This is a genomic window from Marinococcus sp. LNHM3E3-2.2 (assembly GCF_056034385.1).
Window position 1 is genome coordinate 1 of record NZ_JBQLIC010000007.1, and the last position, 22,590, is coordinate 22,590.

20 protein-coding genes and 2 other annotated features are annotated in these 22,590 nt (G+C 48.5%); of the genes, 1 reads left to right on the top strand and 19 read right to left on the bottom strand.

The features are described from left to right. Positions 1-14 precede the first annotated feature (14 nt). The 12 genes from uvrC to ACTRXF_RS10495 all read right to left on the bottom strand — a co-directional run bounded on the left by uvrC (position 15) and on the right by ACTRXF_RS10495 (position 14,535). Positions 15-1,802, bottom strand: a complete 1,788-nt coding sequence (uvrC, locus tag ACTRXF_RS10440; RefSeq protein ID WP_474261926.1) for an excinuclease ABC subunit UvrC — start codon at positions 1,800-1,802, stop codon at positions 15-17. A gap of 102 nt (positions 1,803-1,904) precedes the next feature. After that, positions 1,905-2,219: a thioredoxin gene (gene trxA / locus ACTRXF_RS10445; protein WP_022793132.1), complete on the bottom strand. Its 315-nt coding sequence runs from the start codon at positions 2,217-2,219 to the stop codon at positions 1,905-1,907. A gap of 110 nt (positions 2,220-2,329) precedes the next feature. After that, positions 2,330-2,920, bottom strand: a complete 591-nt coding sequence (locus ACTRXF_RS10450; RefSeq protein WP_474261925.1) for a TetR/AcrR family transcriptional regulator — start codon at positions 2,918-2,920, stop codon at positions 2,330-2,332. Between the two features lie 251 nt (positions 2,921-3,171). Next, positions 3,172-3,570: a DUF350 domain-containing protein gene (locus tag ACTRXF_RS10455; protein ID WP_322526574.1), complete on the bottom strand. Its 399-nt coding sequence runs from the start codon at positions 3,568-3,570 to the stop codon at positions 3,172-3,174. Between the two features lie 26 nt (positions 3,571-3,596). Next, the gene (locus ACTRXF_RS10460) at positions 3,597-5,954 is read right to left on the bottom strand and encodes an endonuclease MutS2 (protein ID WP_474261924.1); all 2,358 of its coding nucleotides are present in this window, start codon (positions 5,952-5,954) and stop codon (positions 3,597-3,599) included. Positions 5,955-5,977: 23 nt separating this feature from the next. Then, positions 5,978-7,693, bottom strand: coding sequence for a DNA polymerase/3'-5' exonuclease PolX (polX, locus tag ACTRXF_RS10465; protein WP_474261923.1), 1,716 nt, complete (start codon positions 7,691-7,693; stop codon positions 5,978-5,980). A gap of 137 nt (positions 7,694-7,830) precedes the next feature. Next, complete coding sequence (locus ACTRXF_RS10470; RefSeq protein WP_474261922.1) at positions 7,831-8,403, bottom strand: CvpA family protein; 573 nt, start codon at positions 8,401-8,403, stop codon at positions 7,831-7,833. A gap of 5 nt (positions 8,404-8,408) precedes the next feature. Continuing rightward, the gene (zapA, locus tag ACTRXF_RS10475) at positions 8,409-8,660 is read right to left on the bottom strand and encodes a cell division protein ZapA (RefSeq protein WP_022793126.1); all 252 of its coding nucleotides are present in this window, start codon (positions 8,658-8,660) and stop codon (positions 8,409-8,411) included. Between the two features lie 117 nt (positions 8,661-8,777). Next, positions 8,778-11,201, bottom strand: a complete 2,424-nt coding sequence (pheT, locus tag ACTRXF_RS10480; protein ID WP_474279099.1) for a phenylalanine--tRNA ligase subunit beta — start codon at positions 11,199-11,201, stop codon at positions 8,778-8,780. Positions 11,202-11,216: 15 nt separating this feature from the next. Beyond that, positions 11,217-12,251, bottom strand: a complete 1,035-nt coding sequence (gene pheS, locus ACTRXF_RS10485) for a phenylalanine--tRNA ligase subunit alpha (RefSeq protein ID WP_474261919.1) — start codon at positions 12,249-12,251, stop codon at positions 11,217-11,219. 48 nt (positions 12,252-12,299) lie between these two features. After that, positions 12,300-12,518: a binding site (T-box leader), on the bottom strand. A gap of 55 nt (positions 12,519-12,573) precedes the next feature. Next, on the bottom strand, positions 12,574-13,341 hold the full coding sequence (locus ACTRXF_RS10490) for a TrmH family RNA methyltransferase (protein WP_474261918.1): 768 nt from the start codon (positions 13,339-13,341) through the stop codon (positions 12,574-12,576). A gap of 105 nt (positions 13,342-13,446) precedes the next feature. Then, positions 13,447-14,535, bottom strand: a complete 1,089-nt coding sequence (locus ACTRXF_RS10495; protein ID WP_474261917.1) for a M42 family metallopeptidase — start codon at positions 14,533-14,535, stop codon at positions 13,447-13,449. Positions 14,536-14,801: 266 nt separating this feature from the next. On the opposite strand from ACTRXF_RS10495, the gene ACTRXF_RS10500 reads away from it, so the two are divergent. Further along, complete coding sequence (locus ACTRXF_RS10500) at positions 14,802-15,209, top strand: sigma-w pathway protein ysdB (RefSeq protein WP_474261916.1); 408 nt, start codon at positions 14,802-14,804, stop codon at positions 15,207-15,209. Positions 15,210-15,254: 45 nt separating this feature from the next. Here ACTRXF_RS10500 and rplT read toward each other — a convergent pair whose 3' ends face one another. The 7 genes from rplT to ACTRXF_RS10535 form a co-directional block, all read right to left on the bottom strand. After that, positions 15,255-15,608 (bottom strand): 50S ribosomal protein L20, encoded by a 354-nt coding sequence (gene rplT / locus ACTRXF_RS10505; RefSeq protein WP_298783507.1) that lies wholly within the window; start codon positions 15,606-15,608, stop codon positions 15,255-15,257. Positions 15,609-15,649: 41 nt separating this feature from the next. Continuing rightward, a complete protein-coding gene (gene rpmI / locus ACTRXF_RS10510; RefSeq protein WP_022793119.1) occupies positions 15,650-15,853 on the bottom strand; it encodes a 50S ribosomal protein L35 in 204 nt (67 codons plus the stop codon). A gap of 42 nt (positions 15,854-15,895) precedes the next feature. Continuing rightward, a complete protein-coding gene (gene infC / locus ACTRXF_RS10515; protein WP_322526529.1) occupies positions 15,896-16,507 on the bottom strand; it encodes a translation initiation factor IF-3 in 612 nt (203 codons plus the stop codon). 196 nt (positions 16,508-16,703) lie between these two features. Beyond that, positions 16,704-18,644, bottom strand: a complete 1,941-nt coding sequence (gene thrS, locus ACTRXF_RS10520; RefSeq protein WP_474261915.1) for a threonine--tRNA ligase — start codon at positions 18,642-18,644, stop codon at positions 16,704-16,706. Positions 18,645-18,707: 63 nt separating this feature from the next. Next, positions 18,708-18,924: a binding site (T-box leader), on the bottom strand. A 50-nt stretch (positions 18,925-18,974) separates the two neighbouring features. Then, complete coding sequence (gene mqnC, locus ACTRXF_RS10525; RefSeq protein ID WP_322526531.1) at positions 18,975-20,084, bottom strand: cyclic dehypoxanthinyl futalosine synthase; 1,110 nt, start codon at positions 20,082-20,084, stop codon at positions 18,975-18,977. Between the two features lie 141 nt (positions 20,085-20,225). Continuing rightward, complete coding sequence (dnaI, locus tag ACTRXF_RS10530) at positions 20,226-21,152, bottom strand: primosomal protein DnaI (RefSeq protein ID WP_474261914.1); 927 nt, start codon at positions 21,150-21,152, stop codon at positions 20,226-20,228. Positions 21,153-21,170: 18 nt separating this feature from the next. Further along, positions 21,171-22,574: a replication initiation and membrane attachment family protein gene (locus tag ACTRXF_RS10535; protein ID WP_474261913.1), complete on the bottom strand. Its 1,404-nt coding sequence runs from the start codon at positions 22,572-22,574 to the stop codon at positions 21,171-21,173. Positions 22,575-22,590 lie beyond the last annotated feature (16 nt).

The following is a 22,590-nucleotide window of genomic DNA, read 5'->3' on the forward strand; positions in this document are numbered from 1 at the left end:
TCAGCGAACGTTTTTTACTTCGAAAGAGTGGAGTCCTCCTCCAGCTTTTTCATCAGCTCCGTAATAACGTCATCCGGGAGCGAAAGCTGTTTAAAATCCTCAAAGGATGCCTCCTTCATTTTTTTCACGGAACCAAAATGCTTTAGAAGCATCTGCTTGCGCTTTTGTCCGATCCCGTTGATATCGTCCAGAAGAGAGGAAAACATCGTTTTTCCGCGCGTCTGACGGTGAAAGGTAATTGCAAAACGGTGCACTTCATCCTGCACACGCTGCAGCAAATAAAAGGCGGAGCTGTGCCGCTCAAGGGGCACTCTGACAGCCTCTTCTCCCATTATAAGCTCCGAGGTGCGGTGCTTATCGTCTTTGGCAAGTCCCGCTACCGGAATATTTAAACCAAGCTCATCCTCGATAACGCTGACGGCTGCACTCAACTGGCCTTTCCCGCCATCAATAAGAATCAGATCCGGCAGTGCCGCTTCGTCTTTTAAGAGGCGGATGTATCTTCTGCGCACAACCTCGCGCATGGACGCATAGTCATCCGGCCCCTTTACATCCCGGACCTTATACTTTCTGTATCCTTTCTTCCAGGGCTTGCCGTCCACAAAAGTAACCATTGCCGCTACCGGATCTGTACCCTGGATATTCGAGTTGTCAAAAGCTTCCATACGGTAAGGAGTATCAATGCCCATTGCTTCACCGAGCTGTTCCACCGCTTTAATTGTCCGTTCTTCATCCCGTTCAATTAATGCAAAGCGATCGCTGAGCGCCTGCCGGGCATTTTTTTCTGCCAGATCAAGCAGCTCCCTTTTTTGGCCGCGCTTTGGCTGCTGGACCCGGACGTTTACGAACTGTTCAGCCATAGAGGCATCCACCGAGCCCGGAATAAATATTTCCGACGGCTTTATATGCTGCTCCTGCATGTAGAACTGGCCCAGGAAGGTAAGAAAATCCTCCTCCGGCTCCTGATACATTGGAAAAAGGGAAACGTCCCTTTCGATCAACTTTCCCTGTCTTACAAAAAATACCTGCACGCACATCCAGCCTTTGTCGTAGCTGTAGGCAAACACATCGCGGTTCACCTGATCCTTTACAGACATTTTCTGTTTTTCCATCACAGAATCAATATGCTGTATTTGATCCCTCAGCTCTTTGGCGCGTTCAAACTCCAGCTGTTCAGAAGCGGTTTCCATTTTCGTTTGAAGCTCCGCCCGGATTTCATGATGGCCGTTGTTTAAAAACCGTGCAATCTGCTGAATCATATCGTCGTACTGGTCCCTCGTCACCGTAAACTCACACGGGGCCAGACACTGGCCGATATGGTAATACAAACAGACCCGGTCAGGCATCGTCCGGCATTTGCGCAGTGGATATAATTGATCAAGCAGCTTCTTCGTTTCATTTGCCGCCCCGGCGTTTGGGTACGGACCAAAGTATTTTCCGCCATCCTTTTTAATTTTTCTCGTAATGATCAGCCGGGGATGCTCTTCGTTGGTGATTTTAATATACGGGTAGGATTTATCGTCTTTAAGAAGCACGTTGTATTTTGGTTCGTACTTTTTAATTAAATTCATTTCAAGTATTAATGCTTCCAGGTTGGAAGAGGTCATAATATATTCAAAATCGGTAATTTCCATTACGAGCCGCTGGGTCTTTCCGTCGTGCGACCCTGTGAAATAGGATCTCACCCGGTTTTTCAATACCTTTGCCTTACCTACGTATATAACGGTCCCGTGTTTATTTTTCATTAAATAGCAGCCGGGCTGATCCGGCAGAATAGCCAGCTTTTCTTTTAATTGAGTCATGTGCCCAACCCCTCTTGGCGTGTAATATCTATGGTGTTCCTTTCCTTTTTTAAATCAGAAGAAACAAAAAACTGCCGGCCCAGAGACCAGCAGTTTCGTGTTTTACAAATGTTTGTTCAAAAGCTCCACCAGTTGTTCCTTAGGCTGGAAGCCGACAACCTGCTCGACGACTTCGCCGTCTTTAAAAATCATTAGTGTTGGAATACTCATTACGCCGTATTTTCCGGCTGTTTCCTGGTTTTCATCAACATCTAATTTAGCAATTTTAATCTGCTCGCCCATTTCGGTGTCGATTTCTTCGAGCACCGGAGCGATCATTTTACAAGGTCCGCACCAGGGTGCCCAAAAGTCAGCAAGTACTACACCATCAGACGTTTCACCTGCAAAGTTTTGGTCCGATACATTGACAATAGCCATGAATGGTTCCTCCTTTATATCTCTATCCTTGCATTTATTCTTCGTTATTATAGCATTCCCGTGCTTTACTGGCTAACGTTTAGCTTAAAATTTTTAAAGGCTCCATCTGATTATATTTCCGTCTTCAGTGCCTGATAAACTATTTCCGCAAGGGCCGGCCCCTGGGCTGCCAGTGAATAGCTTCCTTTTTCCATTACCCATGTCGTAATCGCTTCATTGAGTATGCCGACAAAACAGATTCTTCCGATTTCAATGGAAAGCGAGCGAGAAAAAACCTGTTCCTCTTTTCCCCTCTTTATAATATCAATAACCGCCTGAAAAAACGGGGATAGTATGCGCTGCATGTTGTCATGAATCTCACCCTTTGTCTGCAAAAGTTCAAAATGGGCAAGCGTAGCAAGCTCCGGCCGGCCTTCCATGAATTCAAGCTGCAGCTGGGCCATTTCAAACAGCTGCTCTTTAACAGAAATATCCTTTTGCATGATTATTTCAAGCTTCTGCATGAATTCCTGCATTTTTTCCTCGAAAATGGAAATTAATATGTGCTCTTTATTATTAAAATACAAATAAATCGTGCCGTCTGCCACCTTTGCCTCTTTAGCAATATCCGACACCTTAGCCTGATGATAACCATGTTCAGCGATTACTTTGATTCCCGCCTCAATAATCTGTGCATGTTTCCTGTTTGGATTTTTCCCCATATATATCTGCCACCCTTTCAAACAAAACCATCCATCATGCCGGTTCCTGCTTCACCCAACCGATATAATGCCTTTAAAAACGCCTCACTCCCGTAACAGAGTAAGGCGCTTCATTGCGTTTGGGTAATACTGGCACAGTATTTTAGTTAGTTATAAATGTACATAATCCATAAAGGGATGTCAACCAAAATGCACATACATAGTCCTAATTAATTAACTATTTGTGGATTTTTCGTTACATTTTCTTCTATTTAAATGATAATTCCGGCACCTATTACAAAAGAAACCCCTACCGAAATAATAAAGGAAATGATTCCCACTGCACGGTTATCTTTGCTGATTTCCTCATCCACCTTAAACATGGGAGTAAGAAATTCAAATATTAAATAGCTTAAAATTAATAATACAAAACCATAAAAACCCCATAGAAGCATAAACAGGATACCGTCGTTATGCATGATGGAATAATGAAGAATGTTGGAAACCCCAAACAGTTTCCCGCCCGTCGCCAGGGCGACAGCGATATTTCCTTTCTTGATTTCTTCCCAGTTACGGTAAGGAGTAATAATTTCAAATATCCACAGAAAAATTACCAGGGAGAGTACAGCAACGCTGAAGTTGCCAGCTGTATTTATAAAAGCATTATCCATCCACGCATCCACGTGCACCCCTCCGCTTACTTAAGTTCTGCCACCGTGTTACCGATGCCGCCTTCATTCATCCCGCCATCCCTGGTTGATTTTACGCTGGGATGGTTTTTCAAATATTCTTTTACACCCTTGCGTAGAGCGCCGGTGCCTTTTCCGTGAATAATATGGACTTCCCGGTAACCGGCGAGCACTACTTCATCGAGGTATTTTTCGAGGCGCTGTACGGCGTCTTCGTATCTTTCCCCGCGCAGGTCCAGTTCGGGCTTTGCCGGGGCGGCTGTAGAAGTCGTTGCGACCTGACGTTTAGGCTCTTTCACGGGCTCTGATTTGAGCTTTTCCATTTCTTCGGGTTTCGCTGTCATTTTCATGATGCCAAGCTGCACCTGAAATTCCTTGTCATTTACCTTTTCTACAATATGTCCACGCTGCCCGAAGCGAAGCACCTTCACTTCATCTCCTACTTCAAAGGTACGTTCTTGCTGGGCTTTTTGTTTCACCTGTTTCTGCTTTTTGGTCATCGCAGGAGCTGCCTGTTCCATCTGCCTGCGGGCTTCGATCAGGCGGTGTTCTTTAATTTCCGCGCCTTCCTTCTGCATCTCCTTCAGCTCGGCAATAATTTCCTCCGCCTGGGCTTTCGCCTTATCGACTTCGCTTTTTGCTTTACCTTCTGCGTTCGCAATAATCTGATCCCGTTTTTGCAGCACTTCATTCCAGGCAGTATTCAGCTCCTGCCAGAGCCTGGACGCTTCCTGCCGGAGGTCATCTGCCTCCTGCCATGCCGATTCTGTTTCTTTTCTTTGTTCATCCAGAGAAGCAATCATCGTTTCGACCTGCTTTGTATCTGTGCTCATTTCTTTTTCTGCATTGGAAATAATAGAATCCGGCAGGCCGATCTGCCTTGAAATAGCAAACGCGTTGCTTCGGCCCGGTACACCTACGAGCAGCCGATACGTTGGCCTCAATGTTTCCACGTCAAATTCGACACTTGCATTCATTACCCCGTCACGGTTGTACGCATACCCTTTCAGTTCACTGTAGTGCGTGGTAGCAATCAATCTGCCCCCGGCTTCCTGGACATAGTCCAGAATGCTGACGGCAAGAGCCGAGCCTTCCTCCGGATCGGTGCCGGCGCCTATCTCATCAAAAAGCACAAACGATTCGCTGTCCACCTGCTTGACGATATCTACAATGTTCGTCATGTGGGAAGAAAACGTACTTAAGCTCTGTTCAATCGACTGTTCATCTCCAATATCGGCAAACACTTTCGAAAATACAGCGGCTTCTGCTTCTTCTTCTGCGAGGACAAACAGCCCTGACTGGGCCATGAGCGTCAGCAGACCAGCCGTTTTAAGTGTCACGGTTTTACCGCCCGTATTGGGGCCGGTAATGACAAGCGTTCCAAACTCTTCCCCAAGCTCCAAGTCAAGCGGCACCATTTCTTCCGGGTCAATGAGCGGATGCCGTGCCTCCATGAACCGGAACCTTCCTTCATTGTTCAGCTCCGGCTGCACCGCTTTCTGATCTCTTGCATAGTAGGCTTTGGCAAATGTGAAATCGAGCTCGGTCAGCGTATTCATATTTACCAGAATCTCTTCCCCGTCTTCAGCAATATATGAAGACAGTTCCTGGAGAATTCGCTCAATTTCCCGCTGTTCTTTCAGTCTTGCCTCTCTTAGTTCGTTATTCATCGAAACGACCGCCTGCGGCTCAATGAAAAGAGTAGCCCCTGTGGACGACTGGTCGTGAACAATACCGCCAAATGACGAACGGTATTCCTGTTTTACCGGCAGCACGTAGCGGTCGTTGCGTATCGTTACGATGGAATCAGACAGGCGTTTTTGCTGGTCCGGCGACCTGGTGTACTGTTCAAGCTTCGAACGCACCGATGACTCGAGGCTTCTCATCTGCTGCCGGAGTCCGCGCAGGGCGGAGCTTGCACTGTCTAGCACCGCCCCGTTTTCATCTATACAGTCACGGATCTGCTTTTCAATCTCGGGGAGAGTCACTATCTGCCGCACCAGCCCCTCAAGCAGCGGGAGATCCACCGTCTCTTCTGTCATATCCAGAATAAACGACCGTATCCGGCGGCCGGCATACAGGGTGTCCGAAACCTCTGTGAGCTCGCCGGCGTTCAGCATCCCGCCGATTTGAGCCCGGCGCACATGGGCATGAATCTGGCGTATGCCGCCGAGGGGTGCCTGTCCCCGAAGCCGTATTACTTTGGCTGCTTCCGCGGTGAAGCTCTGTGCTTCCTTCGCTTCCGCAAGCTCCCGGTAGGGCTGCAGCCGTTCAATCCGTTCTTTGGCAAGAGTGGAGCCGGCATGAGCCTGCAACTGCTCTTTCATTTTTTCGTATTCCAGCACACGGAGTGTTCTATCATTCAACAATGCTCACCTCTTTGGTTGTTCTATTGTTTCTTGCGCTTCAGCCATTTTTTTAACTGCTCCGCCGTCATTGTATTTATGATCTGCTCTGGCTGAAGAAGCGCTTTTTTGGCAATGGATATGCCTACGTCCATATGATCAAGCATACCAGGGTTGTGGGCGTCCGTATTGATTGCAATAAGAACATTATGCTCAGCAGCCTTTCTCAGCCATTCAGCCGAAAGATCCAGGCGGTTGGGATTGGCATTCAGCTCCAGCGCTGTGTTTGTTTCGCCCGCCCGTTTCATCAGCCGGTCTACATCTACTTTGTATCCGTCCCGTCGTCCTAAAAGTCTTCCCGTCGGATGGGCAATAACATTTACTTCCGGATGCTCCAGCGCCTGTTCCATCCGGTTCATAATTTCTTTTTCTGTCTGGGAGAAGGAGGAATGGATGGAAGCAATGACGACATCAAGCTCTTCGAGAACTTCATCCTCAATATCGAGCGTTCCGTCGGGCCGGATATCCATTTCAATACCGGCAAATATCTGAATATTTTTTTCTTCTTCTCTGACGTTACGTATTTCTTCTATCTGCCTGCGGATTCTTTCTTCGTCCAGTCCGTGGGCGACCCGCAGGTATTTAGAATGGTCCGTAAGAGCCAGCCATTCGTAGCCGTGTTTCTTTACTTCCTCCACCATCTCACGGATGGAAAGAGACCCATCGCTCCACGTAGTGTGCATATGAAGATCACCGCGGATATGCTTCTTTTCTATATATGAATACGGCTGCCGGAATTTATCCGTTTCATCTCTCCCCAGGCGCGCTTCGGGAGGAATAAAGTGCAGACCAAAGTGGCCGTAAAATTCGGTTTCATTCTGAAACGTAGTTTTGCGTCCATTCTGATCTTCAATGCCGTATTCACTTAATTTTTCGTTTCGTTCCTTTGCGAGCTGCCGCATTTGTACATTATGGTCTTTAGAACCGGTGAAATGATGCAGGGTGCTTGCAAAATCTTCTTCCTTTACCAGGCGAATATCTACTTGAACATTATATTCCCCTTTAATTTCAATGCTGACCTTGCTTGTACCGTCATTAATAACCTTCGTTATTTCGGGCATCTCCACCAGCTGTTTGCGGACATTTTCGGCGTTTTCCACACTCATAATATAATCCAGGTCCTTCACCGACTCTTCCACCCGGCGCAGACTTCCAGCCCGCGCATACCTTTGCACCCCTTCCACTTTTTCGAGGGACGCTTCAAGCTTTTCGGCCATTTCCAGCATATAGGCAATCGGCAGTCGCTCCGGTCGCTTGCCTTCTTCTGCGAGCGCTTCGAGTATTTTCTGCTCGGTTTTCGCCCCGAACCCTTCGAGATTCTGTACTTCATGAGTTAAACACGCCTGTTCAAGCGAGTCCCGGTCCGTTATGTCGAGCTCCTGATAGAGCTTCGACACTTTTTTTCCTCCCAGTCCAGGCAGCTTCAGCAGCGGAATTAATCCCTCCGGCACTTCTTCTGTCAGCGTCTGCATCAGTTCTGTTTCCCCGTTGTTGTCCCGCCATTCTTTTATCAGCGCAGCTGTGCCTTTACCGATGCCTTTTAAGCTGCCAGCATCTTCAATTTCATTTAGTGAACGCTCATCATATTCAAGCGCTTGAGCCGCTTTACGGTAGGCAGAAATTTTAAACGGGTTTTCCCCCTTGATTTCCATATATACAGCAATTGTTTCCAAATGGCCGATCAGATCTTTTTTATTCATGCTATTCTCCTCCACATGTCAGCTTTAATCATGTTAGGCATTCTTTTTTGAGTATAACGGGAGTTAATAATTCTGTCTAAGCTCACGCCGCCGGGCTGAAGACATAAAAACAGACTTCCCTGTGAAACACAGGGAAGTCAGCCTTCATTCTCTATTGGGCCGTCCATGTTCCCGGGGTCTGCCGGCATGATTTGCTCGTACCAGCCGGAAAGCCATGGGGTTTCATGTAATATAAAGCTGGCGACTGCCGAATTGTTTATTACCGGCTCAAGAGCCGGAAACGGCATCAGCATAGCTGCAGCCAGCACAACGAATAAAATTACGTACGTTTCGAGCACCCCAAGCACACCACCAAGCCAGTAATTAATCGTTCTAAGCACCGGAAGTCTGGCAATGCCGCCTGCTGCTCCGGTTAAAAAGCCGGCGATGATGCGGGTGCCGATAAACAAAAGAAGAAAGGCAATCGCATAATAAAACAAGCTGCGGGTATCAAAAGCAGCCAGGAACGTCCCCTCCGCCTGCTGGCCGAATGGGTAGGGGACCCATTGTTCTAAAAACTGCGCGACTTCTTCATAGAATAAAAACGCAACAATAAACGCTGCCACCAGACTGACAAGGCGAAGCAATTGAAGAACAAAGCCTCTTTGAAGCCCTGTAAAAAAGCTTCCGATTAAAATCACAACAAGCAGAACGTTTATTACTATTTCCATAGCCATTACCCTTCAGAATCTTTGTCCTTGTTTACTTCTTCTTTGAGTTTTATATAGTCATCCACTACGTTTAAAGCCGTCAATACCGCCAGGCGGGTCGTATCCAAATAAGGATTGTATGCTTTATACTCTTTCATTCTCTTATCTAAATAATTGGCGACCTGATTAATATGCGAGGGTTGTTCATCACCGACAATCGTGTACTGCTGGCCGTATATTGTAACCGTAGTGCGTTTTTTACTTTGATCATCAGCCACGTCTTCCGCCCCCTGTTCTTGAATGTGCCTTTTCCTTAATAGTAACAGAATAAAAAGGCTCTGAATATCTTTCCCTTTACAGGCCCTTTTTTAAACCGGGAGATGCCCGGCAGCTGTTTACTGCCTGAGCTCTGCCCCGGTTTTTTCTTCAAGCATGCGAAGCACCTGGTTGTGCGCGGAGCTGACCTCTTCATCGGTCAGTGTTCTTTCCGGATCCAGGTAGACCAGCGTGAACGCCAGGGATTTTTTGCCGGGCGTTAGATTCTCGCCCTGATAAACGTCAAACAGGGAGGTGCTGTAAAGCGTGCTTCCACCTGCGGACTCAATGACTTCTTTTACTTCAGCTGCAGGCACATTTTCATCCACAACAATTGCAATATCACGGGTAGTGGAAGGGAAGCGCGGAAGCGTTTGATAACGAACCGGCGTTTCCACCGCCTGAAGCAGGGAGGTTAAATCAACCTGCAGGGCATACGTTTCGGCTATATCCCACTCACCAGCCGTTGTTGGGTGAATTTGGCCGACGTATCCCACCGTTTTTCCATCCAGCTGTATGTCTGCGGTACGGCCGGGGTGCATATCACTGTGCTCTGCCAAAGTGAACGAAGCACGGCTTTCTACGTGCAGCTCTTCAAGAATGCCTTCAGCAATTCCTTTCATCACGTAAAAGTCTGCATTTTTTGTTTCTCCCTGCCATAGGTGGCTTTCCCATCTTCCGCTTACTACCGCAGCAAGCATAATACGTTCTTCCGGCTGTACAGCAGCATTCTCTTCTTCGGAAAGAAACACCGAGCCCATTTCAAACAAAGCGATATCTTTCGTCTGGCGGTTGCGGTTATAGCTGACTCCTTCAAGAAGCTGAGGAATCAGGCTCTGCCGCAGTACTCTGCGGTCTTCGCTCATTGGCATGGTTACTTCCATCGTATACTTTTCCGGGTACAGCGTGAAACGGGAAGCTGAGCTGGCAGTCGTCAGGGAATAGGTGACAGCTTCACTCAGCCCGGCACTTTCCAAAAAACGGCGTACTGTCCGCTTTCTTTTCTGTTCGGCAGTCAGGCTTCCGGCCGTTGTAGCACCTTTAGGAAGTGTACTCGGAATGTCCTGATAGCCGTGCATCCGAGCGATTTCTTCAGCCACATCCTCTTCAATGCGGATATCCGGGCGGCGGCTTGGGATATATACTTCGATACTGCTCGTTTCCTTGTCGGCGGTCTGAAAGCCGAGACGTTCGAGAATACGGACCATTTCTGAACCGCTGAGCTCCATTCCAAGCAGCTGATTGATACGGCGATCACTCACCCGTACCCAGCGGCCGCCCGGCTCCCGGTGGTCCTCCTGCTCGATGCCCTGAAGCACAGTGGCGCCCGCATATTCAGCGAATAAATGCGCCGCCCGGTCTGCTGCCTGCTCCACTCTCTCCGTGTCGAGCCCCCGCTCATAACGGACACTTGCATCGCTTCGTATCCGCGTATCTTTAGACGCCTGGCGGATCAGGGACGGATGAAACAGGGCCGCTTCAAGCAGAATATTTGTTGTCTGGTCGCTCACCTCAGAGTGCTCTCCACCCATCACTCCTGCAAGGGCTGTCGGCTTTGTACCATTGGTTACGACCAGATGCTCCGTCGAAAGATGATGCTTATTACCGTCGAGCGTCTGTATTTCTTCGTCTTCGAATGCTCTTCGCACGAGCACTTCGTCGGAGCCGAAGGCGTCAAAATCAAACGCGTGCAGCGGCTGCCCGTATTCAAGCAGCACATAGTTGGTAATGTCCACGATGTTGCTGATCGGCCGGATGCCGGCAGCCATCAAGCGGTTCTGCATCCAGTACGGAGAAGGATTCACCTGAATGTTTTCCGCGACTCTCGCTCCGTAATAAGGAGTGTCTTCGCCGTTTTCGATTTTCACATTAACCGCTGCTGATGCAGGCTTTTCGCTTTCTTTTACCGAAGTCACAGGGAGCCGGACGGTCCGGTCCAGCTGAGCTGCCACTTCGTAGGCGACCCCGAGGATATTCAGGCAGTCGGCACGGTTTGGCGTAATATCCAGATCCATCACTGTATCGTCCCAGCCAAGAGCTTTTACCGCATCCGATCCCGTCTCCGGATCCTCGTCAAAAACGAAAATGCCTTCAGCCACATGCTTAGGCACCAGCTTGGCTTCCACGCCGAGCTCCTGGAGAGAACAAATCATGCCGTTGGACTGCTGGCCGCGGATTTCCGCTGCTTTAATTTCCATCCCCCCAGGCAGAACGGTGCCCGGCTTTGCCACTACGACCTTCTGTCCGGCTGCCACGTTGTCAGCACCGCAGATGATCTGTACTGTCTCTGCTCCCTGATGCACCTGGCAAATGTTTAAGTTATCCGCATCCGGATGCTTTTCGGCTTCGGTAACATACCCGACCACGCATCCCTCAATCGGTTCGGCACGCCGGTACAGAGCGTCCACCTCTACACCTCCTGTAGTCAGGCGATCGGCAATTTCTTCGGGGGTAATATCTTCAATATCCACATAATCTTTCAGCCATTTATATGAGATCAACATATCTGCATTCTCCTTCTATACTCGAGTGAATTGTTTTAAAAAGCGCATATCGTTCGTGTAAAAATGCCGGATATCATCAATGCCGTATTTCAGTAGGGAGAAGCGCTCTACTCCCATGCCAAAGGCAAAGCCGCTGTATACGTCCGGGTCAAAACCGCTCATTTCCAGCACGCGCGGATGCACCATCCCGCACCCGAGAACTTCAATCCACCCAGTATGCTTGCAGATGCGGCAGCCTTCCCCGGCGCAGATACCGCATGAAACATCGAGTTCTGCAGACGGCTCGGTAAAAGGGAAGTAGCTCGGGCGGAGACGAATTTCTCTTTCCTCTCCGAAATATTTTTTCACAAATGTTTCGAGCACCCCTTTTAAATCACTCATACGGATATTTTCGTCAACCATCAGCCCTTCGATCTGCATGAACTGGTGGGAGTGGGTAGCATCGTCATCGTCCCGGCGGTAGACCTTGCCCGGGCAGATGATTTTCACCGGCCCTTCGCCGTGGTGGCGTTCCATCGAGCGGGCCTGTACCGGCGACGTTTGTGTACGCAGCAGCAGATCACTGCTGACATAAAAAGAGTCCTGCATGTCACGGGCCGGATGATCTTTTGGCAGATTCATCGCTTCAAAGTTATAATAATCGGTTTCGACTTCCGGTCCTTCAGTCACTTCAAACCCCATACCGATAAAGATATCTTCAATTTCTTCCACAACGCTTGTCAGCGGGTGCTTCGCCCCTCGTTGGACCTTACGTCCCGGCAGTGTTACATCGAGCGTTTCTTTTTCAAGCTTTTCCTTTAATGCTTCGTCGGCAAGCGTTTTTGTTTTTTTCTCCAGACGCTCCTGAATAGCTTCCCGTACTTCGTTTCCTTTCTGGCCGACCACAGGACGCTCTTCCTTGGACAGCTGCCCCATCCCCCGGAGCACTTCCGTAATCGGACCCTTCTTCCCTAAGTATTTTACTCTCACCTGCTCTAATTCCTTTGTATCGCCAGCTTCTTCAATCTGCTGCAGCGCTTCCTGCTGCAGCTCCTCCAAGCGTTCTATCATATTCTGATTCCCTCCATTTTTATGCCAAATAAAAAGAGCCCTCTCCCTGAAAGGGACGAAGGCTCGCGGTACCACCCTTGTTAGCTGCAGTGCACAGCTCACTCTCCTGTAACGACAGGTTCCGGCACGCTTTTCTTCCACAGGGAATACTCCAGCGGCTGCTCCGAAGCGAATTCACAAATCCTTACTGCAAGGTATTTTCAGTCAGCGATACCTTTTCCCTGTTCAGCAGGAAGCGATGCTACTACTCTTCATCTGCGCATTTGTGTTTATATGTTTCAATATGAATTATTATAGAAAAAGCCTGGCCCGATTGCAACCATCACCAATCTGTCTGCTTCAAGTGATACAGCAGAATGCCGGCAGAAACTGCCGCATTTAACGATTCTGCCTGGCCCGGAATCGGAATGTACAGGTTCTGGTCGGTCCGCTCGAGCCATTTCTTTTGTACGCCGGCTCCTTCGTTGCCAATGATTAACGCAAAGTAAGGCTGCGGCTCAAGTGCCGAATACGACGTACCTTCATCAAGCGAAGTGCCAAAGCACGGAATGTCCGTTTCCTGCAGCCATTCCAGCCATTCACCCAGGTCCTCCTGCAGTACCGGGACATGAAACAGTGAGCCCTGGGTCGCCCGGACCACCTTTTCATTGTACGCATCCACCGTACCTGTGCCGAGAACGACTACCCCTTTTCCAAGCGCGTCAACCGTCCGGATAATTGTTCCCAGGTTACCTGGGTCCTGAATGCTGTCCACCAGCACGAAAAATGAATATCCACCGCTTCTTACATTAGAAAATTCAGGAATTCTGCATACAGCTACAATATTTTTCGGGGTTTCCGTCAAGCTTATTTCTTTCATTACGCTTTCTGTTACCTCTGTGGCCGGTGTTGGAATTTCATTAAAAACCTGCGGCCACTCTTTATGCTCTTCAATGAAAATTTCTTCAATCCAGGCCTCCGACCGGACGGCTTCTGTCAGCGCGTGGTCTCCCTCAATTAAAAAAAGCCCTGACCTTTCACGTTCCTTACGTTTATGAAGTTTTTTTATCTCTTTTACTTTCGGGTTTTTTGCCGATTCTATCCGCTTCACTTCGCTGTCTCCCCCAGTATTTTCTCTCATCGTAGCACACTTTGCCCCGCCGCAGAAAGAAAATAAACAGCCCTCCCGTCCCTCATGGACAGAAAGGCTGGTATTTTATGCTTCGTACGTTAACGAATCTACTGTGTCGCGGTCCAGACGCTTAGCAATTTCTACGATTAACTGCACGGCATGCTCAAAGTCATCCCGGTGCAGAATAGCCGCATGCGTATGGATATAGCGGGTCGGAATCGTAATGGCCATCGCCGGTACTCCTTCGCCGGACAGATGAATAGACCCTGCATCTGTGCCGCCGTTTGCCATCATGTCGAACTGAAAAGGAATTTCTTTCTCTTCAGCCACACCGACAACGAAATCACGCAGCCCTTTGTGTGCGATGACGGAGGCGTCCATCATAAGAAGCTGCGGGCCTTTGCCGATTTTCGCTCTGGCATCGTTACTTGTGACACCCGGCGTATCCCCGGCAATCCCTACATCGACAGCAAAGCCGATATCCGGCTGAATAAGGTTGGTTGCTGTTTTCGCTCCGCGCAGGCCGACTTCCTCCTGTACAGCACCGACGCCGTAAATTTCATTCGGATGGGATTCATTTTCGAGACGCTTCAGCACCTCAATCGCGATAGCACAGCCAATACGGTTGTCCCAGGCTTTTGCCATCAGCAGTTTTTCATTATTCATCACTTCAAAATCACATACCGGCACGACCGAATCTCCCGGACGCACGCCGAATGATTCTGCTTCTTCCTTGCTTGAAGCACCGATATCGATGAACATATCTTTAATTTCCATTGCTTTCTTGCGCTGCTCCGCCGGAAGAATATGCGGCGGCTTTGAGCCGATCACCCCGGTAATATTTCCTTTTCTCGTCATTACATTCACCCGCTGGGCGAGCATCACCTGGCTCCACCATCCCCCGAGGGTCTGGAATTTCAAAAAGCCATTCTCATCGATTCCCGATATCATAAAACCAATTTCGTCCAGATGTCCGGTAATCATTAATTTCGGACCGCCGGCCTGTCCGGTTTTTTTAGCAATCAGGCTTCCCAGCCGATCGGTGCTCATTTCATCGGCGTAAGGAGAAATATACTGGGTCATTACTTTTCTCGGTTCCTGTTCGTTCCCCGGAACGCCGTTTGCGTCCGTGAGGTCCTTTAGCATCTGCAATGTCGGGTCTAATTCTGCCATTTCGTGCTGCCTCCTTTATGTACGGTTGTTTTACACACACATGCAAAGGGAAAATATTATTAATGCTGCGGGCTAATATTCTCATCCATACAAGCGGTGTGGTGCGGGTTCTTCCATATTCAGTATAAAGAACTTTGCCGCAGGGCTCAAACATAATCTATCATACCCTGGTGCCTGTGAAACTTTTTAGCAGACTGTGCGTATATATTAGAAATGAGAAGGCTTATGTACGCTTAATCCGATAGATGCAGAGGAGGGTGTAAAGATTGGGTATTCTTTTACGAGTGCTGCTGTTGATCGCTCTTATTATTATCATATACTCGTTTTGGAGATACTGGAATAATTCTAGGAGAAAGCTGGAAGCAGCTCACCATAAAAAACAATTCTATCTGCTTGATGACCAGCAAAACGTGCGGAAAAATTTACTGGCGACCCATAAAGGCGTCATGTTTGAAGGCGAAAAATACGTAGGTACAACCGAAAAATCGTTTGAAGTCGTTACGATTTCGCTGTGGGTGATTGAAAGTGAGCATTTGCGCGGCTTCCAGCGCGAGGATTTCACCTTTCTCGAGCGGGAAATTTTATCCCTCTATCCGGAAGCTGCTATCGAGTGGAACAGCCCGGTGAAGGAGTTCATGCAGCAGCTTGAAGCAAAACAGCCCGAGAAACAATAAAAAGCGGAACGCCTGATTTACCGGGCGCTCCGCTTTTTTGTTTGATTATAAGTTTGATTTCGCTTTTTCAGCAAGCTCTGCAAATGCTTTTTCGTCATTTACCGCAAGGTCTGCGAGCATTTTACGGTTCATTTGGATACCGCCCTGCTTCAGGCCATGCATCATGCGGCTGTAGGACAAGCCGTTTAAACGGGCTGCTGCGTTAATACGTGCAATCCACAGCTTACGGAATTCGCGTTTGCGCTGGCGACGGTCCCGGTAAGCATACTGCAGGGACTTCATTACCTGTTCCTGTGCTGTTTTAAACAGTCTATGCTTAGAACCTCTATAACCTTTCGCGAGTTTTAATACTCGTTTACGTCTGCGACGTGCCACATATCCGCCTTTTACTCTTGGCATCGTCAACCCCTCCTTAGCTTATCTTAATTATTTGGTCGTGCTTATTTTTTCGTTTTCGGCAGCAGTGTCTTGATACGCTTGTAGTCGGACTTGGAAACAAGCTCCGGCTTACGCAGGTTACGCTTTTGCTTTTGGGATTTATGCGAAAACATATGGCTCGTGAATGCGCGTGCGCGTTTTACACGGCCGCTTCCTGTTTTGCGAAAACGTTTTGCTGCTCCGCGGTGAGATTTCATTTTTGGCATAAGTGACATCCTCCTTTTTTAATATAACGGGCTGACCGCTGTCTACTCTTTACTGGATTCTTCTTTTTGCTCCCGTTCCTGCTCTGCTTTTGGAGCGAGCATGAGGAACATGCTGCGGCCATCCATTTTCGGCTTCGTTTCAATCGTACTCACGTCTTCACACTCTTTTGCAAACCGGTCAAGCACCTCTTTACCGATATCAGAGTGTGTGATCATACGACCGCGGAAGCGGATAGCTGCTTTTACTTTATCGCCTTTAGACAAAAACTTTCTTGCGTTACGCAGTTTTGTATTAAAGTCGTGTTCTTCAATGCTCGGGCTCAAACGAACTTCTTTCACGTTGATCGTTTTTTGCTTTTTCCGGGCTTCTTTATCTTTTTTCTGCTGTTCAAAACGATATTTACCGTAATCCATAATACGGCAGACAGGCGGTTTTGCGTTTGGAGCGACAAGAACAAGGTCAAGGTTTTCTTTCCCGGCCAGCTCTAAAGCTTCGTTTCTTGATTTTACTCCAAGCTGCTCTCCGTTAGAGTCGATGAGTCGAACTTCACGGGCACGGATGCCCTCGTTTACCTTTTGGTCCTTACGAATAATAAGCCACCTCCAGAAATTTAGTGCGCGGGGCTTCCACGCAAATACATACCATTGGCACAACGAAAAAACGTGCAGACACCCTCTAAAACAGAGAAGCGCCCACACGTATACAGAATATATGCTCTACACATTCAATATATTAGTAATAACCAGCCAACGTTTGTCGGTCAGGTGAGAAGCGGGCGCTTCTTCTTTAGGGATTAATTATTTTCACACTAGGACATCTTAGCACGGCCCCATTAGGACGTCAACCTTTTTATCGATATTCGTTGATAGCCGCTGTTACATTTTCCACGAAATCATTCAGCGGCTGTGAGTCCGAATCCTGCTGACCGTATCTGCGTACATTTACGGCGTTCGCTTCCTGCTCTTTGTCACCAAGCACAAGCATGTAAGGAATTTTCTGCGTCTGGGCTTCGCGGATTTTATAGCCGAGCTTCTCATCCCTTGTATCCACTTCCACCCGGACATCCGAGGCCTGCAGTGCCATTTCCACTTCTTTCGCGTAGTCAAGATGAACGTCAGGCGAGACCGGTATGATTTTCACCTGTACAGGGGAAAGCCACGTCGGCAGGGCGCCTTTGTACTCTTCAAGCAGAAAAGCGATAAAGCGTTCCATCGTGGACACAATGCCACGGTGGACGACTACCGGACGGTGCTCGCCGCCGTCGCTTCCCACATACGTGAGATCAAATCGTTCAGGCAGGTGAGTGTCGATCTGGACAGTGGAAAGTGTCTCTTCTTTGCCCATTGCTGTCTTTACCTGGACATCGAGTTTCGGACCGTAAAATGCTGCTTCGCCTTCTGCTTCCACGTATTCAGCGTCAATCGCATCCATCGCTTCTTTCAGAATGCGCTCGGAATTTTCCCACATCTGGTCATCGTCCACGTATTTTTCTTTATCCTCCGGATCCCGGTAGGAAAGCCGGAAGGTATAATCCTTGATACCGAAATCATGATAGACTTCACGAACCAGGCGTACAGCACGAATGAACTCATCCTTCAGCTGATCCGGACGGGCAAAAATGTGACCGTCGTTTAGCGTCATCGCCCGCACCCGCTGAAGACCGGCAAGCGCTCCGGATTTTTCATAACGGTGCATCGTTCCGAGCTCTGCAATGCGTACCGGAAGATCGCGGTAGCTGTGCTTTTTATTTTTGTAAACCATCATGTGGTGCGGACAGTTCATCGGCCGAAGCACAAGTGTTTCATTATCCATTTCAATCGGCGGGAACATGTCGTCCTGATAGTGGTCCCAGTGGCCCGACGTTTTATAGAGCTCGGAGGAACCAAGTACCGGCGTATACACGTGATCATAGCCGAGACGCACTTCTTTATCCACAATATAGCGCTCGATAATCCGACGGATCGTGGCACCGTTTGGAAGCCAGAGAGGAAGGCCCTGTCCGACTGTCTGACTTGTCGTAAATATGTCGAGCTCTCTGCCAATTTTACGGTGGTCGCGCTCCTTAGCTTCTTCGAGCATTTTCAAATGATCGTCAAGCTGGGACTGTTTTTCAAAGGCGGTTCCGTAAATACGCTGCAGCATTTTGTTGCTGCTGTCCCCGCGCCAGTATGCCCCGGAAATATTCATCAGCTTAAACTTTTTTAATTTGGATGTCTGCGGCACATGAACGCCGCGGCATAAATCGACAAATTCTCCCTGCCGGTAAAGCGCGATCTGTTCTCCTTCCGGGATATCCTCAATTAATTCCAGCTTCAGCTCGTCGCCAAGCTCTTTAAAAAAGCGGACTGCTTCTTCCCGGGACACTTCCTCGCGAATAATTTCAAGATTTTCATCGATGATTTTATTCATCTCTTTTTCGATTTTAGGAAGGTCTTCCGGCGTCAGCTGGTGCGAGGTATCAATGTCGTAATAAAATCCGTTTTCAATCACCGGGCCGACACCAAGCTGCACATCATCAAACAAGCGCTTCACCGCCTGGGCCATCGCGTGCGCGGTGCTGTGCCGGAGCACTTCAAGGCCTTCCGGGGACTGATACGTGATGATTTCAATCTGACCGTCCTCCCGGAGCGGAGTGCGGAGATCCACCATTTTTCCATTAATTTTTCCTGCCAGCGCACTCTTTTTCAGTCCCGAGCTGATCCCGCCGGCTACTTCTTCTGTCGTCGTGCCAATGTCATATGACTTTTCATTTCCATCTGGAAATATGAGCGTAATTGCCTGTTCTGCCACTGTGATTTATCCTCCTTTTATTACTGTAATATACAGAAAAACACATAAAAAAACCGCCCCCTCGAAAGGGGCGGGCTCAGCCGCGGTTCCACCCTAGTTTCCCTCCCCTGTAAAGGGACGACTCTATCCGGGTAACGGCCGGGGATCCGCCGGCAGATACTGCTGTTCCCTGCCGAAGCTCCGAGGGGGTAAAAATAAAACGGTTCGTAGAGAACTTCCAGCCATGGTTCTCTTCTCTGGGACGCCTGTTTTATTTTCATGGCCTCATCCTTGCATTTTCCTTTTCGCTATTTCAGCATAGCGAAAAGCTTCTTTTCATGCAACCTGTATTTAGTTTTGCATTACAAAGTCTTTTTCGCTGTTCTCTTCTCCCTCAAACACCCGGAGTGTATGATACTTCGTATTACGTTGAGCCGGCGTGTAGCCTGCTTCCCGTATTAAACGAAGAATACGGTTGATGTTCACTTTGTGTGTGGTACCGGCTGAAGAAACAACGTTCTCTTCCATCATAGTACTGCCAAAGTCGTTACAGCCGTAGGAAAGGGAGCGTTTCCCCGTTTCTGGTCCTGCTGTTACCCAGGAGGACTGGAAGTTCGGGATATTGTCCAGGAACAAGCGTGAAATGGCAACGTTACGGAGATAGCCTTCCGGTGTAATACGCTCGCCTTTCATGCTTGTGTAATCCTGCTGGAAGGTCCAGGATATGAAAGCCAAAAAGCAGTTGGATTCATCCTGCGCCTCACGAATGCGCCACAGGTGTTCTGCCCGCTCTTCATTGGATTCGCCAAAGCCGATAACCATCGTTGCAGTGCCGTGCATACCGACCTCTTTAGCCATTTTCATGCAGTCAATCCATTGGTCGGCCGTGCATTTCAGGCGGCTGATCCGTTTTCTCGTTTTCTCTGTGAGAATTTCGGCGCCGCCGCCCGGAAGTGAATCCAAACCTGCTTCGTGAAGAGCCGTTAATACCTCTCTCAAGGACAGGCCGGACACTTCCATCATTTTGTACACCTCTGCCGGTGTAAACGAGTGCATCGTCACATCAGGGAAATGACTTTTAATTTTTTTGAGCAGGTTCGTATAGTATTCAAATGGGAGGTTCGGGTTGGTCCCGCCCTGCATTAAAATTTCGTCTCCTCCTACATCCTGAAGCTCTTTAATCTTCTGCAGAATCTGGTCATCCGAAAGAAGGTATCCCTCTTCCGATCCCGGCCGGCGGTAAAATGCACAGAAACGGCAGAAGGTATCGCAGACGTTTGTGTAATTGACATTCCGTCCTATGTTAAAGGTAGCAACAGGCTCGGGGTGCCAGCGTTTTTTAATTTCATCTGCGGCAGCTCCCATTTTTTCTATTTCATCGCTTTCATACAAGCGCACAGCGTCATCCATTGTCAGTCGTTCTCCGTTTAATGCACGTTCCAGTATTCCATCAATGCTCATTTGTATACCCTCCAGAAAATTCCTTTGTGGCGCTCGCATGAAAATACCGCGAATCCAACCCATTTTCTGCATGCTGGGCGCTATCATCATGGTAGCATATTTATTTGTATTATACACTTAGAATGCCCTATGCATTTCCAATTATCCCCGGCGGTTCTGTCCGTCCATGAACACTTCTTCTGTGAAAGGGCGGATGCGCTCCATGATACGCTTAGCTTTCAGCCGCTCGTTACCACCCTTCTGGGAATACGTCAAATGCTCTTCAAGTTCACTGTAATCATAGTTGGAAGTATAAACAGTAGGAAGCTTTTCCATCATCCGGTACTGCAGAATAACTCCTAAAATATCGTCTCTTGTCCAGGCACTCATCGATTCGGCTCCAAGATCGTCGAGTATGAGCACCGGCACGCCTTTGACGCTGTCCACCTTTTCCCTCACCGTATTATCCGAAAGCGATTCTTTGATCTCACGGAAAAAGTCCGGCACGTGTACAATCATCGAGCCGATGTTTCGCTCCGCCAGTTCATTCATGATGGCTCCGGCAATATACGTTTTACCGACCCCGAATTTTCCATACAGGTAAAGCCCCTGTCCGTCTTCTCCGGGCACGGTGGTCGATGCGAAATGCAGTGCTGCGGTTCCTGCCTTCGCTCTTGATTCATGGTCCATATCCACCTGGTCAAAGGAAGCATGCAGTATCTCTTTTGGAATATAATAGCTTTTAATAAGTGCCTGTCTTTTTTTCTTTTCATCATCGTGTATCTTTAATGAACAGCGGTGATAGGCAACCGTTACTTTCCCTTTGTCTTCCATCAATTCCGGCTGATAGCCCTGCATCAGGTTCGGGCAGTTTTCAAGCCCAGGACAGGCATCGCAGTTACTGCGCTCCCTTTTATACTCAAATAAAGCTGCCTTGTTTTTTTCGTATTCTTCCGCTGGTATGTGCGGATGACGGCGCTTGAAATCGATAACTCCCGGATAGGCAAACACTTCTTTTTCAAGTCTGGCCATCCGTTCCTTCCAATCCTTATCCATCCATCTGTTCAACGAGGATCCGATCGAATCCATCCAGCCGCCTCCTTTCTTTTAACGGTTTGCTCTTTCCCGTCGTTCCTTAAGCATTTCTTCAAAGCGCTCTCTTTCCTTCGACAGCTGCTCCTCCTGCGTGGAATTTTCACCTTCTGCCGGTTTATTCTCTGCCTGCTCTTCTTTTTCCAGCCACTTAGGCAGCTTATCGTTTCGGACGTAGCCCTGAGACCGCTTATTCGTATAATTGTTTTTAGGTGCCTGGCGTTCCTGGGCCTGCTTGTGTTCTTCCTTTGCGAGCTTCATGGCATCCTCTACGGTATGTACTTTTTTTCTTGTCCACTGGCCGGCAATTTTATAGACAAGCGCTTTGCTTAATTTCATATTATTTTTCTTCATCACGTAATCTGTCAACACGTTCACAACTCCCGGGGATAAACGGTAGCTGAATAAAAGCTCCTCCACGAGATGGATATCCGACTCCGGCACAGTAGCTCCTTCGGCCACCGAACGAAGAAACGTCACGGGGGACGTCTGTTCATAAAACTGCTTCATTTGCTCCTGTTCAGACACCGGGCGGCCCTTTGCCGGTGCCGGCTCCTGACTTTCTGTACGGTTCCCGAGCGCAGGCGGGGCTGCTCCGTGCTCCATACGGTAATGATTTTTTGCCTTTTTACGCAGGTCTTCTATATTTACTTCATCGTCTGCTGATAGGGACTCCTGAATCACTTTTCCCATATCAATCGGCGATAGCTGATACACAAAAGCAAGCCGGCGGACGGTCTGCTGCAGCGAAGGTGTTAACAGCCGGGAGCTGTCGAGAAAGGAAGGAAGCGAAGCTTTTAGCAGCTCCATGTCGAATCCATTCTCTTCAAGCTGCAGGCGCGACGGCTCACTGCCACCGACAAATTCTGTTCCTTCATCTGCCGGAGGCGGCTCGGAAGCCATTTCCGACGCATGCAGGGAAGCAAATACTTCATTGAACGAAGCCGTAATTTCTTCTGCTCCTTCAGGCACAGCCGAAATGCCAAAACGCTGGCGCAGCTGAATGTATTTGCTTTTCCCAAGACGGTTATATAAAAATACGCTTAACACATCGTCCTGAAAAAAAGCCCGCGGCGACATAGGCGGCTGGATATCATAAACAAATGTTTTATCCTGTGAGTGTGTTTCGAGTTCATAAACCCTGAGAAGCCCGATGCCTTCAAGCAGGCGGCGGGCAGCGTAAATCTCATTTAAAGGCATCTGCAAAAAAGCCATCAGTTCATGATGGGTTGCTTCGGAGCTTTCATAGCAGTCTTTTTCAAGCTTATTCTGCAGAGTCTGGTAGAGAGCGATCGCTTTGCTTCCGACTAACGGCTGGTAGAGCATAGACATCGTTTTATCCGTGCTCTCGCTGAATTCTTTACTTGTGCGAACGTAGTACCCGTCCACCGGTTTTACTTCCATCCAATGCAGACTCAAAGCGCCGCCCTCCTTT

Coding starts and splice junctions, on each gene's coding strand:
- rplT (WP_298783507.1), bottom strand. CDS start 15,608: ATGCCAAGAGTAAAAGGCGGATATGTGGCACGTCGCAGACGTAAACGA.
- ACTRXF_RS10470 (WP_474261922.1), bottom strand. CDS start 8,403: ATGGAAATAGTAATAAACGTTCTGCTTGTTGTGATTTTAATCGGAAGC.
- ACTRXF_RS10450 (WP_474261925.1), bottom strand. CDS start 2,920: ATGGGGAAAAATCCAAACAGGAAACATGCACAGATTATTGAGGCGGGA.
- ACTRXF_RS10495 (WP_474261917.1), bottom strand. CDS start 14,535: ATGGCAGAATTAGACCCGACATTGCAGATGCTAAAGGACCTCACGGAC.
- mqnC (WP_322526531.1), bottom strand. CDS start 20,084: ATGAGCATTGATGGAATACTGGAACGTGCATTAAACGGAGAACGACTG.
- rpmI (WP_022793119.1), bottom strand. CDS start 15,853: ATGCCAAAAATGAAATCTCACCGCGGAGCAGCAAAACGTTTTCGCAAA.
- polX (WP_474261923.1), bottom strand. CDS start 7,693: ATGAATAAAAAAGATCTGATCGGCCATTTGGAAACAATTGCTGTATAT.
- trxA (WP_022793132.1), bottom strand. CDS start 2,219: ATGGCTATTGTCAATGTATCGGACCAAAACTTTGCAGGTGAAACGTCT.
- pheT (WP_474279099.1), bottom strand. CDS start 11,201: ATGTTGATCTCATATAAATGGCTGAAAGATTATGTGGATATTGAAGAT.
- uvrC (WP_474261926.1), bottom strand. CDS start 1,802: ATGACTCAATTAAAAGAAAAGCTGGCTATTCTGCCGGATCAGCCCGGC.
- ACTRXF_RS10455 (WP_322526574.1), bottom strand. CDS start 3,570: ATGGATAATGCTTTTATAAATACAGCTGGCAACTTCAGCGTTGCTGTA.
- pheS (WP_474261919.1), bottom strand. CDS start 12,251: ATGATAGAACGCTTGGAGGAGCTGCAGCAGGAAGCGCTGCAGCAGATT.
- dnaI (WP_474261914.1), bottom strand. CDS start 21,152: ATGGATTCGATCGGATCCTCGTTGAACAGATGGATGGATAAGGATTGG.